The sequence below is a fragment of the Paraburkholderia sp. BL9I2N2 genome, assembly GCF_004339745.1.
In the GTDB taxonomy this organism is placed as follows: Bacteria; Pseudomonadota; Gammaproteobacteria; order Burkholderiales; family Burkholderiaceae; genus Paraburkholderia.
Genome location: NZ_SMGP01000001.1, coordinates 1550186 through 1564071, shown reverse-complemented (window position 1 = coordinate 1564071; position 13886 = coordinate 1550186). Strand labels below are relative to the sequence as shown.

The following is a 13886-nucleotide window of genomic DNA, read 5'->3' as shown; positions in this document are numbered from 1 at the left end:
GTCAGCGGCCGGACTTGAATTCAGTCCACAGCCGCGTTTGCAGCCGCTGGATTTCCGGCGGCAACGGCTTGAGCAGGAACAGGGTCTTGATGACGTCAGGCGGCGGATACACGGCCGGATCGTTCGCCACGTCCTTGTCCACGTACTTGCGCGCTTCGAGGTTGGCGCTCGGGTAGTAAACGGCGTTGGTGATCGCGGCGTGAACCTGCGGCGTTTCGATGTAGTTGATCCACTCGAGCGCGGCTTCCTTGTTCTTCGCGTCCTTCGGAATCGCCATCACGTCGAACCACACCGGCGCGCCGCCCTTCGGAATGTAATACTCGACCTTGTAAGACTTCTTCGCTTCGACCGCACGATGCTTGGCGATCACGACGTCGCCCGACCAGCCGTACGCGAAACACACGTCGCCGCCGACCAGGTCGTTGATATAGCCCGACGAGTTGAACTGCGTGATGTACGGGCGGATCTTCTTCATCATCTCGAGCGCGGCGCGGTAGTCGGCCGGGTTCGTGCTCATCGGATCCTTGCCGATGTAGTGCAGCGCGGCGGCGAACATCTGGTCCGGCGCGTCGAGCACGGAGACGCCGCAAGCCTTCAGCTTCGAAATGTTTTCCGGCTTGAAGAGGACGTCCCAGCTGTCGAGCGGCACGTTCTTACCGAGGATCTGCTGCGCCTTGGTGACGTTGTAGCCAAGGCCGGTGGTGCCGTATGCCCAGGGCACCGTGAACTTGTTGCCCGGATCGGCGCCGGCGACGAGCGCCATCAGCGAAGGATCGAGGTACTTCAGGTTCGGCAGCTTGGATTTGTCGAGCGGCGCGAAGATACCGGCGGCGATCTGCTTGCCGGCGTAGTTGCTGGTCGGCACGACGATGTCGTAGCCCGAATTGCCGGTGAGGAGCTTGGCTTGCAGCGTGTCGTCGCTGTCGTAGTTGTCGTATTTGACCTGGACGCCGGTCTGCCTGGTGAAGTTCGGGATGGTGTCCTTGGCGATGTAATCGGACCAGTTATACACGTTGAGCTGCGTGTCTTTCGCAGCAGCCGTCAACCACGGCGTCGCGCACAAGACCAGCGCCGCCACCTGCCCCACTACCCGTCTTTTCATTCCGTTCTCCAATCCTGACCGGCCCATTGCCGACCGTCCCCACCTACGCCGCGGCACTGCGCCCGCGGCTCCCCTGAAAAACCCGAAAAGTACCATCAATTATTGCGCGCTCCAAAAAAATTGCCAGGCTGTCGCGCAAACGGTACAGCGCAAGCCGCACCGCTGGAAAATTGGCCGCAATTTTAGCGGGTTATGCGCGCGTGTCTACCCGAAAAAAACACCCATAACAGCCGCGCTGTTATCTTGTTGTCAAGTTGACGCCGTGTAGGGTGTGCCTCGCTCGCGCAAACGGTGGTGACCGATGGCCGCATGGCGTGACTTTTATGCCGGACGGCTAAGGTCGAAGCGCACTCAAGCCGCGAAGCGTTCGACAGTGCACAATAGCTCTCGAAGGCTCTCGAAGGCCGAACGACAGCGCGCCGCAAATCGCGTTATCGCTTCCTGGCCTCGACGCGCCGCCCGCCGCACACGCAGCGGGCACGTGGCTTGCAAGAGGATGCAGTCTTGAACCTCAGGCATCGATGAACACGAATCCGTTCGCATTGCGTCCCAACCGCCGCCGGCGTCTGCCGGGCGATGGGCCGGCACGTCCGCCGCACTGGTTCTCGTTCGTCGGCGCGGGCGCGTTGATCGCGGTCGGCTATATCGATCCGGGCAACTGGGCGACCGCGCTCGGCGCCGGCGCCGGCTACGGCTACCGCCTGCTCGGCATGGTGCTGCTGTCGAGCCTGATGGCAATGCTGCTGCAATGGCTGTCGTCGCGCCTGGGCGTCGTGACCGGGCGCGATCTCGCGCAGGTCTGCCGCGAACGCACGGGCCGCCGCGGCACCCTCTTTCTGTGGCTGACCAGCGAGGTTGCGATCATCGCGTGCGATGTCGCCGAGGTGGTCGGCAGCGCCGTCGCATTGCAAATGCTACTTGGCGTGTCGCTCACGGTCGGGGTGCTGATGTCGGCGGTCTGCACCTTCGCGCTGCTCGCGCTCCAGCAGAAAGGCGGCCGCAAACTGGAAGCGGTGATCGCGGCGCTGATCGGCTTCGTCGGCCTGTGCTTCGTGGTCCAGCTTGCACTGGCGCGCCCGGACTGGCATGCGGCGCTCGCCGGCAGCGTGCCGAGCGTCGAGTTGCTGCGCAATGCGGGCATGGTGTGGCTCGCGGCGGGCATCGTCGGCGCGACGGTGATGCCGCACAACCTCTATCTGCACTCGGCGCTCGTCAAGCATCACGCGCCGGACGGCAGCGACGCGCAGATCAAGGTCGCGCTGCACGTCGTCAATCTGGATACCTTCGGCTCGCTTTCGTTTGCTTTCGTGATCAACGCGGCGCTGCTGATCGTGGCCGCCGCCGTGTTCTATGTGAGTGGCCATCGTGACGTGACCGATCTCGCGGATGCCCATCGCCTGATCGCGCCGCTCGTCGGCACGCATTGGGCCGGCATCCTGTTCGCGGCGGCGCTGCTCGCCTGCGGACTGAGCGCGACCGTCACCGGCACGCTGGCCGGCCAGGCGGTCATGGAAGGCTTTCTGCGCATCCGGCTGCCGCGCTGGAAGCGCGCCCTGCTGACCCGCGGGCTGGCGATCGGACCGGCGCTCTTCGCGGTCGCGCTATTCGGCCAGCACGGTTCCAATCAGTTGCTGGTGGCAAGCCAGGTGGTGCTGAGCCTGCAATTGCCGCTCGCGGTCGTGCCGTTGATCCGCTTCACGTCGGACGCGGCGCTAATGCGCGGCTGGCGCGTGCGCGGCGCGCCGCTTGCGCTCGCGTGGCTGTCCGCCGCGTTCATCATCATGCTCAACGGCGCATTGTTGTGGCAACTGACGATCGGCAGCTGAAAGACCGTTTCTCGACCAGGCTGTCAATGAAGTGACTTTGTAAGTATTCTCTGAGTATCTCGCCATGACCGGCGACGCTGCCCGCTGCTGCGGCGTGCCGGCCGTGCGGCCTGTTTCCATCTCGGCTGCCGGGTTTCTTGCGGCAGCCGTTTTTGTGCCCATTTTTTGCGCCCTTCAGCGCTTCCGCGCGATCGGTCCGGTGTGCCTTGCACGTGTCGTCTTTCGATGGCTGCCGCGTCCGTTTCGCTCGCTGCCCTTGCTCCAGGACGACAGCCCCATGCGCTTTGACGCCTCGATCGACCGCCTTGCCCGCAACGCCTTCCCTCAGATTCGTCAACTCATCGCGCGCTTCTCCCGCGTCACGCCGCTCGCCACGCTCGTCGTCTGCGCTGTGCTGTCCGGCGAGGCGCGCGCAACGGTCGCGATGCTGCAACCTGCTCGCGTGGCCGCGGCCAACGAGCCGTTGCAGATCACGCTGCTCTACTCCGCCGACGACGCCAAGCCCCTGACCATCACCGTCCCGCCGACCATTCGCGTGACGCTGAGCGCCGGCGAAGTGTCACCACAGCCGCTCGATTTGCAGCGCGAAGCGGGCGTGCCGGACACGTTGCATCTGCACCCGGGACAATTCCGCAAAGTGCGTTTCTCGGCGCCCTGGCCGCAGTCGGCGCGTGGCGAGGTGCGCATCGACCCGGTGGGTTTCGATGCGTCGCCGGCGCTCGTCGCGATCAATCGCGGACCGCAGCAGGACGCGATTGCCGAGGCGGAACGCGCGGAAACCCAGGCGACCACACCCGCTGAAGCCGCGGCGACGGCAGCCGTGGTAGGCGGCCCGACCGGCGACGCGATCTCGCCGCCCGGCGACTCGCTCGCGACCACGGGACGCGGCGTGCTCTCGCACCTCTCCTATTACGATCCGATGTACATCGCCTTCGGTCACAACGGCGACACGAACGCGCGGCTGCAGTTGAGCTTCAAATACCGCATCCTGATACCGGACGATTTGCGCTCCAAGGCCTTCCTCGACAACCTGTACTTCGCGTACACGCAAACTTCGATCTGGGATCTGTCCGCCGATTCGCGCCCGTTCCGCGACACGACCTACTCGCCGCAATTGTTCTACTACGTGCCGGATACCGGCTGGCAGAGCCCGTTCTTCACTCGCATGGGTTTTGCGGCGGGCGTCGCGCACGAATCGAATGGCAAGGCCGGAGCGGACTCGCGCAGCATCAACATGCCATTCATCCGGCCGACCTGGGAATTCGGCGATCTGACGGCCAACCACCTGAGCGTGTCGCCGAAGATCTACTACTACCTCGGCACGAGCAGCAACCCCGATATCGCCGACTATCGCGGCTACGTCGACTTGCTGGTCAAATACGGCAGTCCGGACGGCTGGCAACTGGCGACCACGCTGCGCAAAGGCACCAAGCACTGGTACGGCAGCATCGATACCCAATTCACCTACCCGCTCGCCAAACTGCTGGGCAGCGCGTGGGGCGGCTATCTCTGGGTAGGCTATTTCAACGGCTACGGCGAGGACCTGCTCGACTACAACAACCGTCAGCACTGGATGGCGCGGATCGGCTACAGCATCGCGCGCTGATACGAACGGGCGCTACCGTCTGTCGAAACATGCGGCAAGACGTGCGGCGGATGCTGCCAACCGTGCGCGAACCGCGGCCATGCCGGTCGCGTATGGCGAGGCGCATCGCGCGCATCGGTTAACATAGCGGAACTTCGCTTCTCCGCCCCAAGGTTTCCGATGGCCTCGAATCTCCACGATCTTCCCGACAGCCCTTGCATCGGCGTCTGTTCTACGCTGTTCGACGACGTCTGCAAAGGCTGCGGCCGCACTGCCACCGAGGTGTCCAACTGGGTTTTCCTGAGCGACGAGGAAAAGCGCGCCGTGTGGGTTCGCATCGAGCAGGAAGGCTCGGCGATGCGCTTTGCGAACGACAAACTGTAGGATTGCTTTCCCAGCTTCCCCGGTCGCATGGTTGCGCTCGGGTCGCGCTCAAACTTGAAACCTGAACGAAAACGCCGAGGCGCGAACCGCGCCGCGGCGTTCCTGCATGGCGACTACGGCTGATCAAGCGCGCAAGCGATGCGTGACAATCAGAACCGCATCCCGACACCCAACCCAACCACCACCGGATCGATGCTCAAGCGGCCGAGCGCCTGACCGCCGAGCGAAGCATCCGTGTGCATCCAGATCTTCTTGATATCCGCGTTGACGAACAACGACTTGGTGACCTGCACGTCGACGCCCGCCTGCAACGCCGGCCCCCAACTGTGATTGGTAATCGAGATCGGCTGGCCGCCCGCGTTCAGGCCGTTGTTATAGAACAGCGTGTAGTTGAGACCCGCGCCGACATACGGACGAATCCGCCCCGCGTGGTTGAAGTGATATTGCAGCAGCAGCGTGGGCGGCAACACATTCACGCCGCCGAGACCGCCGAGGCTCGAAGTCACTTGATGCCGCGACGTGCCGAGAATCAGCTCGACGCCGAGGTAGTCACGGATCATGTACGTCAGATCCAGCTCCGGCACGATCGCATTGTTCACACCCACGTTGAGCGTGGTCAGCGATCCGGTCGTGCTCACGTTCGGCATGATGCTGATCGCGCGCAGACGCACCAGTACGTCGCCGGCGTGAATGCCGCTCATCGTGTCGTCGCCGGCGGCATGCGCTTGCGGCGCGAGCGCGCCCGCGAACAGCAGGCTCGAAGCGATGACGGCTGTTCTGATTCTGTTTCTGGATGAGTACTTCATGTGCTTCCCCGCTTTGTTTGTTTGCGTGCGGGGATTGTCGAAGTTCTCGTCGCGCGGCAGGTTGACGCGTATCAACCCAGCGAGAATGCCCAGCGCCCTGCGACAGCCGGTCGCGTCGAGCCTGTGAGCAGCAGTTCGAGCAGGTCGTGCACGCTGCGAATCGCCGTGCCGAACGGCAACGCTTCACGGCCGCGGAAGAACAGACCATTTGCCACATCGCCGCGCAATGCCGCCGCGAGCCGTGTGTCGATGCAGAAGTGGCCGAACTTCTCGATACCGTCGCGCCAGCCGCACGCGCTGAGGCATTCGAGCGCGGTCGGACAGACGTGTTTGAGCGCGCCGACTTTTTCGCGGATCTTCGTTTCGTGGCGCAAATAGCGCATCAGCCATGGCGTTTTCACGGCGCGCGCGGGCAGTCCCGTCACGCTGACGAATTCGACGATATCCTCCGGCGTGGCTTCGGCCAGCACGCGCTTGAAGTTCGGATGCGCGTCGCCTTCCTCGGTGACGGCGAACGGCGTGCCGAGCTGCACGCCGCTAGCGCCCGCGCTCAGCAACTTACGGACGGCTTCGTGACTATTGATGCCGCCCGCAACGATCAAGGGCACCTCCTGACGGTTCAGGCCGAGCGAGGTGAAGACCGTGTCGAGTTCTTCGAGGATGCGGAAGAAATCGAAGCGTCGATCGTGTTGATCGGCCAGGTTGTTGACGCCGAGATGGCCGCCCGCATGCGCCGGATGCTCGATCACCACCGCGTCGGGCAAACGGCCTTTTTTCATCCACTTCTTCAGCACCAGCGCAACGCCACGGCTGTCCGACAGAATCGGAATCAGCGCGATGTCATGGCCCTGGGTCATGTCCGGCAGATCGAGCGGCAGGCCCGCGCCCATGACGATCGCGTCGGCACCGCTCTCGCACGCGACGCGCACGTAGTCGGCCTGCGCGCTGAGCGCTTTCATCACGTTGACGGCGATCATGCCGCGGCCTTCGCTGAGTGCTTTGGCGGCGTGGACTTCGCGGGCCAGCGCGGTGAGATTGGCTTCTTCCAGCGTGGCCCGATCGGGCGACTCGCGGCAACGTTCGATCAGATCGCGATGATGATGCCGCAAGTCGATACTGGCGATGGTGCCCAGCGCGCCTTCGCGGGCGACACTGCCGGCCAGGCGGTGCGCCGAGATGCCGACGCCCATGCCGCCTTGCACGATCGGCAATAACGACCGGCCGCGAATGACGAGCGGTGGAAAGGAATGAGAGGTGAGCATGACTGGCCCGATGGCGGATTATCGAAACGCTGATAATCGTCGGTCGGGCACAGTCTGCGTTGTTTCAGGTCAATGAGCCGGCGAATGTCCAGGTCATGTGTGGTCTTCGGTTGACGTCGGTCAGCTGAATCACGCCTTGAACTGCATGGACTTGAGTTCGAGATACTCTTCGAGTCCGTAGACCCCGTTTTCGCGGCCGAAACCCGACTGCTTGAAACCGCCGAACGGCGCGGCCATGTTCCACGTGCCGCCGTTGATATCGACCTGGCCGGTTCGAATCCGCCGAGCGACGCCGGCGGCACGCTCGTCGCTGCCGGCCCATACCGCGCCGCCGAGACCATACGGCGAATCGTTGGCGATCCGAACGGCTTCCTCTTCGTCCTTATAGGTCAGAATCGACAGCACCGGGCCGAAGATTTCTTCTTGCGCGATCGTCGCCTTGGGATGCACGCGGCCGAACACGGTCGGCTTGACGAAGAAGCCTTTCGATAGTCCATCAGGCAAGCCCGCGCCGCCCGTCACCAGGTCGGCGCCCTCCTCGATCCCCTTCGCGATGTACTGCTGCACGCGCGCCTGCTGTGCCGCCGACGCCAACGGGCCGAGACGTGTCGTTTCATTGCGCGGATCGCCGGCGACGTAGGCCTCGGCGGCCTGCTTCGCCAGCGCGCGTGCTTCGTCGTAGCGCGATTCGGGCACCAGCATGCGCGTATGCGCCGAACAGGTTTGCCCGGAGTTCAGGAAGCACGCGCTGACCGTGCCTTTCACCGCCGCGGCAAAATCGGCATCGTCGAGAATCACCGACGCCGACTTGCCGCCGAGTTCGAGCGCCACGCGCTTGACCGTCGCCGAAGCCAGTTCGGACACGCGTTTGCCGGCGCGAGTCGAGCCGGTGAACGAGACCATATCGACCGACGGATGGCTCGCCAGCACCTCGCCCACCACCGGTCCATAACCGCTCACGAGATTGAACACGCCGGCCGGCAGCCCGGCTTCGTGGATTGCCTCGGCCAGCACGAACGCATTCAGCGGCGCAATCTCCGACGGCTTGAGCACCACCGTGCAACCGGCGGCGAGCGCCGCCGCGACCTTCAGCGTGACCTGGTTGAGCGGATAGTTCCACGGCGTGATCGCCGCCACCACGCCGACCGGTTCGCGCACCACCAGCGAATTGCCGACGCGTTCCTCATACTGGAATTCGCTCGCGAGCTTCGCATACGCGCCCCAGTTGTAGACGGGACCGCCCACCTGGATGGCGCGCGCGAGCTTCAGCGGCATGCCGACTTCGCCCGCGATCAAGCCGGCCAGTTCGTCGGTGCGCGCTTTCAGGTTCGCGGCGATCTTGCGCAGATATTCGCCGCGCTCGGCGGCGGGCGTCGCGGCCCAGCCGTCGAACGCCACGCGGGCGGCGGCGATCGCGCTTTCGGCATCGGCCTCGACGCCTTCAGGGATGCGGCCCATGATCTCTTCCGTGCCCGAGTCGATCACGTCGATCGTGCCGGTGCCGCACGGTGCGATCCACTTGCCGTCGATATAGAGTTGCTCGTAGGTCTTCATGATGGTCGGTCCCTGTCTGTGTCTCCGGAATGGTCTTCTATTCTAACCAGCGCCGTGGGGAAGGCCGATGCGCGAGGCGCGTGCCATGAAAAAAGCCCGCTTCGAAGAAGCGGGCTTTGCGGGTGCAGCTTGATGCGGCGAGTGAGTCAGCCGCGCTTACTGCACGCCCTGGCTCAGCAAAAAGTCTTCGTAATTGCCACCAAAGTCGTTCAACGTGCCATTGGTCTTCACTTCGATGACGCGATTCGCCAGACCGCTCACGAACTCACGGTCGTGCGACACGAAAATCAGCGTGCCTTCGAACTTGTCGAGCGCGATCTGCAGCGACTCGATCGATTCCATGTCCATGTGGTTGGTCGGCTCGTCCATCAGCAGCACGTTGTGGCGGCCCAGCATCAGCTTGCCCCAGATCATGCGGCCCTTCTCGCCGCCGGAGAGCACCTTGACCGACTTGCGGATGTCGTCGGCATTGAACAGCAGCCGGCCGAGCGTGCCGCGCACCATCTGCTCGTCGTCGCCTTCCTTGCGATAGCCGTCGATCCAGTCCATCAGCGTGACGTCGTCCGGAAACTCTTCGTACGTGTCCTGCGGCATGTAGCCGACGCTCGCGTTCTCGGCCCACTTCACCGTGCCGTGATCGAGCTCCAGCCTGCCCAGCAGCGAGCGCAGCAGCGTGGTCTTGCCCGCGCCGTTCTCGCCGATGATCGCGATACGCTCGCCCGGCTGCACGCTGATGCTGAAGTCGTTGAAAATGCTGCGCTCATACTTCTTCGAGATCCTGTCGGCCACCACCGCGATGTTGTGCAGCTTCTTCTCGTACTCGAAGCGAATAAACGGGTTCTGCCGCGACGACGGCTTGAATTCCTCGATCTTGATCTTGTCGATCATCTTCAGCCGGCTGGTGGCCTGACGCGCCTTCGACTTGTTCGCCGAGAAGCGGCGCACGAAGTCCTGCAGGTCGGCCACACGTTCCTTCGCCTTCGCGTTGGCGTTCTGCTGACGCTCGCGCGCCTGCGTGCTCGCCAGCATGTAGTCGTCGTAGTTGCCCGGATAGACCTTCAGCGTGCCGAAGTCCATGTCGGCCATGTGCGTGCAGACCTGGTTCAGGAAGTGTCGATCGTGCGAGATGATGATCATCGTCGAGTTGTACTGGTTGAGCACGTCTTCCAGCCAACGAATCGAGTTGATGTCCAGGTTGTTGGTCGGCTCGTCCAGCAGCAGCACGTCCGGCTTCGAGAACAGCGCCTGCGCGAGCAGCACGCGCAGCTTCCAGCCCGGCGCCACGTTGCTCATCGGGCCATTGTGGTCCTCGATCGCAATGCCGATGCCGAGCAGCAGTTCGCCCGCGCGCGCTTCGGCGGTGTAGCCGTCGTACTCGGCGAACTTCGCTTCAAGTTCGGCGGCGTGCATGTAGTCGTCGTCCGTCGCGTCGGGGTTCGCGTAGATCGCGTCGCGCTCGGTCATGGCGGCCCACATTTCCGTGTGGCCCATCATCACGACGTCGAGCACGCGCACGTCTTCGTAAGCGAACTGATCCTGGCGCAGCTTACCGAGGCGCACGTTCGGCTCGAGCATGACGCTGCCCGAACTCGGCTCCAGGTCGCTGCCCAGAATCTTCATGAAGGTGGATTTGCCGCAGCCGTTCGCACCGATCAGGCCATAGCGGTTCCCTTCCCCGAATTTGACCGAGATGTTCTCGAAGAGGGGCTTTGGCCCGAATTGCATGGTGATATTGGCGGTAGACAGCACGGCGCGTCCCTTTGAATGTGATATCGGCGAAAAACCCAATATTTTAGCAGGTTATCGCGAATTCAACCCGCACGCGCGTCGCGCTACCGGGTTTGGGCGCCGCGCGGCGTCTGCAAAACGTCGATGAAGGCCGACAGGTCGGCCTCGCCGAGCCCCATCGCCGCGCCGAGCCGCAGCAGTTGCTGGACCGTCGACGACACCGGCATCGGCGTGCCCGTCTCGTACGCGGTGGCCGCCACCGTGTCGATGTCTTTCTGAAAGGTCCGGAACGCGCCGATCGGCGCGAGGCCGCTTTGCGTCATGCGCGGCACGAACGTCTGCAGCAGCACCGAATCGGCCCAGCCGCCGGCGAGACCCTCGGTCAGCCGGGAGGCGTCGAGGCCGCTGCGCTGCGCGAGGCTCACCGCCTCGGCGATCGCCGCCAGCGTCGCGGTGACGATGGCCTGATTGCACAGCTTCGCGGTCTGGCCCGCGCCGACCTCGCCCATGTGCGTGACACGCGCCGCGTAGGCGCTGAGCAGCGGTTTGACGGCTTCGACGTCCGCTGCGGCGCCGCCCGCCATGACCGCCAGCGTGCCGGCCGTCGCGCCGGCCACGCCGCCGGACACCGGCGCGTCGATCCAGCCGACGCTGCCGACCGCCTCGCGCTCGCCCTCGCCTGCGTCCGCGCGAACCGCCGTTAGCGCCGCCGCGCGCTGCGCGAAGGCGCGCGTTGCGGCCGGCGGAATGCTGGAGTGATCGACGATCCAGCGCAACCGGCCCGGTACGGGCGCATCGGCGCTCAGCAGGCCCGCTGCGCCGAACACGGTTTGCTCCACTGCCGCCGCGTCCGCCACGCACAGCAGCACGGCCTCACACCGTGCGGCGAGTTCGCGCGGCGTCTCGACCACTTGAGCGCCGTCCGCCAGCAGCACTTCCGCCTTGGCCCGCGTGCGATTCCAGACATGCACCGTATGCCCCGCGCGCAGCAGATGCCGGATCATCGGCGTGCCCATTAAACCAGGACCGCAAAAACCAATTTCCACTTTGGAACCTCGTCGCATGTCAGATTGAGTTGCGCGGACATGATAACGGCGGCGTCCCGCCACCGCATACCGGGCACGGCATGTGCGGCATGACTTGCTCACGCGGGGGCCGTTCGCGGCGCTTGCGTTGCCTATACTTTTTGAACACCAACGAAGATCAAAGGAGGAAGTCCATGTCCGAACACGTCTATAAACAGATCGAACTGACCGGCTCGTCGACCAAATCGATCGACGACGCCATCAGCACGGCAATCGCAAAAGCGTCGAAGACGCTGCGCAATCTGCACTGGTTCGAAGTGACGGAAACGCGGGGCCAGATCGAAAACGACAAGGTGGCGTACTGGCAGGTGACCATCAAGGTTGGTTTGCGCATCGACTGACGTGCCGGCCGCCTGGCCGTCGGCGCGCTAAAACCCAAGGCAAAAAAAAGCTGCGTCCGTACAGGACGCAGCTCCTTAAAGCAGCGGTTGCTGAGACCGCCGCCTGGTCGACCTTTGGCGGCGTTACTTCGGCAGAGTGCCGTCCACGCCTTCCACATACCAGTTCAGGCGTTGCAGTTCCGGATCGGTCAGCGTCTTGCCGGCGGGCACCTTCACCGCGCCGGATTGATCCTTGAGCGGACCCGTGAACACGTCCCACTTGCCGCCCGCCAGTTCGTCGCGCTTGGCCGCGACCTGCTTCTGCGCGTCAGCCGGAATCGCGGACGTGTTCAGATCTTCGAGGTTGACGGCTTTCTGCGGAATGCCCCACCACACCGGATCGTTCTTCCACTTGCCGTCCAGCACCTGCTGGATCGCCGCGTTGTAATACACGCCCCAGTGCGCGACCACCGAACCGAGGTGCGCGTCAGGACCGAACTTCTTCATATCCGAATCCCAGCCGAACGCGTGCACGTGCTTGGCCGACGCCGTGGCGAGCGTGGCGCTCGAATCGGTGTTTTGCAGCAGCACGTCGGCGCCCTGGCCGATCAGCGTTTCAGCCGCCTGCTTTTCCTTGCCCGGATCGAACCAGCTATTGATCCAGATGACCTTGGTGTGCACCTTCGGATTCACCGAGCGCGCGCCGAGCGTGTACGCGTTGATGTTGCGGATCACTTCGGGAATCGGCACCGACGCCACGAAGCCGAGCGTGTTGGTCTTCGTCACGTAGCCCGCGGCGACGCCGGCCAGGTACGCGCCCTGGTACATGCGCACGTCATAGGTGCCGAAGTTCGGCGCTTTCTTGTAGCCGGTTGCGTGCAGGAAAACGGTATCCGGGAAATCCTTCGCGACCTTCAGTTCGAAGTCCTGATAGCCGAAGCTCGAACCGATGATGATCTTGTTGCCCTTGTTCGCCAGATCGCGGAACACGCGCTCGGAGTCGGCCGATTCCGGCACGTTTTCGATGCGCGTGATCTTGATCTTGCTGCCGAACTTCGCTTCCGCTTCCTTCGAGCCCTGATCGTGCGCGAAGGTCCAGCCGGCATCGCCCGGATTGCCCAGGTAGACGAACGCGACGCCCGGCGCATCGGCGGCCTGCGCGCTTTGCGCGAGCGGCGCGGCGAGCGCCAGCGAGGCCGCGCCCCAAGCGAAAGCGGTCAGCAGATTTCTTCTCTTCATGTTTTCTCCTGTCGTGTTTATCGAATGATGTGAAAAGCGAAGTCGATGGTCGGTCAGCCCGCCGAGAAAAACGGTTTGCCCAACGACGCCGGCGCATTCAGACGGATCGTGTTCGGATTGCGCGAGATCAGCACCAGCACGACGACCGTCGCGACGTACGGCAGCATCGCGAGAAATTGCGTCGGCACCGGCACGCCGATCGCCTGGGCGTAGAACTGCAGGCCCGTCACGGCGCCGAACAGCAGCGCGCCGATCAGCAGGCGCCCCGGGCGCCACGTCGCGAACACGACCAGCGCGAGCGCGATCCAGCCGCGGCCCGAGGTGAGCTGTTCCTGCCACAGGTGCAGATTGACGATCGAGTAGTAGCCGCCCGCGAGCCCGGCCATGCCACCGCCGAACGCGACCGCGCCGTAACGCACACCGACCACCGGAAAGCCGACCGAGTGCGCGACCTGCGGCGATTCGCCGACCGAGCGCAGTACGAGGCCCGCGCGCGTGCGGTACAGGAACCAGCCGATTACCGCGAACATCAGGAACGCGAGGTAATCGAGCGGCGTGAGGCTGAAGAACGCTGGACCGAGCACCGGGATCTTCGAGAGGCCGGGAATCGTCCACGTGTCGATGGTCGCGCGCACCGCAGCCGACGTGTACGGCTTGCCGACGTACGCCGAGAGGCCGATGCCGAAGATCGTCAGCGAAAGGCCGGTGGCGACCTGATTGGCGAGCATGGTGAGCGTGAGAAACGCGAACAGCAGCGACATCGCGAGACCGGCGCCGATCGCGGCAAGCACGCCGAGCCACGGGCTGCCGGTGATCGCGGTGACCGCGTAGCCGGTCACCGCGCCCATCAGCATCATGCCTTCGACGCCGAGGTTGAGGACGCCCGATTTTTCGGTGACGAGTTCGCCCGCGCCCGCGAACATCAGCGGAATCGCGGCGGTGACGGCGCTCGACGTGAGCGAGCTGGCTTGTTGAATGTCCATGTGGATCCGGCG

At 64.1% G+C, this 13886-nt stretch carries 12 protein-coding genes; 4 read left to right on the top strand and 8 right to left on the bottom strand.

Annotation, left to right across the window (positions count from 1 at the left end; translation table 11 throughout):
• Position 1: 1 nt before the first annotated feature.
• The gene (locus B0G74_RS07390) at positions 2–1102 is read right to left on the bottom strand and encodes a polyamine ABC transporter substrate-binding protein (protein WP_132374191.1); all 1101 of its coding nucleotides are present in this window, start codon (positions 1100–1102) and stop codon (positions 2–4) included.
• Between the two features lie 521 nt (positions 1103–1623).
• Between B0G74_RS07390 and B0G74_RS07385 the strand changes: the two genes are divergently transcribed.
• The 3 genes from B0G74_RS07385 (at position 1624) to B0G74_RS07375 (ending at position 4897) form a co-directional block, all read left to right on the top strand.
• Complete coding sequence (locus B0G74_RS07385) at positions 1624–2928, top strand: Nramp family divalent metal transporter (RefSeq protein ID WP_132374190.1); 1305 nt, start codon at positions 1624–1626, stop codon at positions 2926–2928.
• Positions 2929–3205: 277 nt separating this feature from the next.
• A complete protein-coding gene (locus B0G74_RS07380; protein ID WP_132374189.1) occupies positions 3206–4534 on the top strand; it encodes a phospholipase A in 1329 nt (442 codons plus the stop codon).
• Positions 4535–4693: 159 nt separating this feature from the next.
• Positions 4694–4897 carry a DUF1289 domain-containing protein gene (locus B0G74_RS07375; RefSeq protein ID WP_132374188.1) on the top strand — a complete coding sequence of 68 codons (204 nt, stop codon included), beginning with the start codon at positions 4694–4696 and terminating at the stop codon, positions 4895–4897.
• A 149-nt stretch (positions 4898–5046) separates the two neighbouring features.
• Here B0G74_RS07375 and B0G74_RS07370 read toward each other — a convergent pair whose 3' ends face one another.
• The 5 genes from B0G74_RS07370 to B0G74_RS07350 form a co-directional block, all read right to left on the bottom strand.
• Positions 5047–5703 carry an OmpW family outer membrane protein gene (locus tag B0G74_RS07370; RefSeq protein WP_132374187.1) on the bottom strand — a complete coding sequence of 219 codons (657 nt, stop codon included), beginning with the start codon at positions 5701–5703 and terminating at the stop codon, positions 5047–5049.
• A gap of 71 nt (positions 5704–5774) precedes the next feature.
• Complete coding sequence (locus B0G74_RS07365; RefSeq protein ID WP_132374186.1) at positions 5775–6965, bottom strand: nitronate monooxygenase family protein; 1191 nt, start codon at positions 6963–6965, stop codon at positions 5775–5777.
• 129 nt (positions 6966–7094) lie between these two features.
• Positions 7095–8519, bottom strand: coding sequence for an aldehyde dehydrogenase family protein (locus tag B0G74_RS07360; protein WP_132374185.1), 1425 nt, complete (start codon positions 8517–8519; stop codon positions 7095–7097).
• A 156-nt stretch (positions 8520–8675) separates the two neighbouring features.
• Entirely contained in the window at positions 8676–10268 is a 1593-nt protein-coding gene (locus tag B0G74_RS07355; protein ID WP_132374184.1) for an ABC-F family ATPase, read from the bottom strand.
• A gap of 83 nt (positions 10269–10351) precedes the next feature.
• Complete coding sequence (locus B0G74_RS07350) at positions 10352–11293, bottom strand: NAD(P)-dependent oxidoreductase (protein ID WP_132374183.1); 942 nt, start codon at positions 11291–11293, stop codon at positions 10352–10354.
• A gap of 173 nt (positions 11294–11466) precedes the next feature.
• Between B0G74_RS07350 and B0G74_RS07345 the strand changes: the two genes are divergently transcribed.
• The gene (locus B0G74_RS07345; RefSeq protein ID WP_091793652.1) at positions 11467–11673 is read left to right on the top strand and encodes a dodecin; all 207 of its coding nucleotides are present in this window, start codon (positions 11467–11469) and stop codon (positions 11671–11673) included.
• Between the two features lie 123 nt (positions 11674–11796).
• On the opposite strand, the gene B0G74_RS07340 is transcribed toward B0G74_RS07345, so the two are convergent.
• Together B0G74_RS07340 and B0G74_RS07335 are read right to left on the bottom strand one after the other, a co-directional pair.
• Positions 11797–12891 (bottom strand): BMP family ABC transporter substrate-binding protein, encoded by a 1095-nt coding sequence (locus B0G74_RS07340; protein WP_132374182.1) that lies wholly within the window; start codon positions 12889–12891, stop codon positions 11797–11799.
• 53 nt (positions 12892–12944) lie between these two features.
• Entirely contained in the window at positions 12945–13874 is a 930-nt protein-coding gene (locus tag B0G74_RS07335) for an ABC transporter permease (RefSeq protein WP_106313708.1), read from the bottom strand.
• Positions 13875–13886 lie beyond the last annotated feature (12 nt).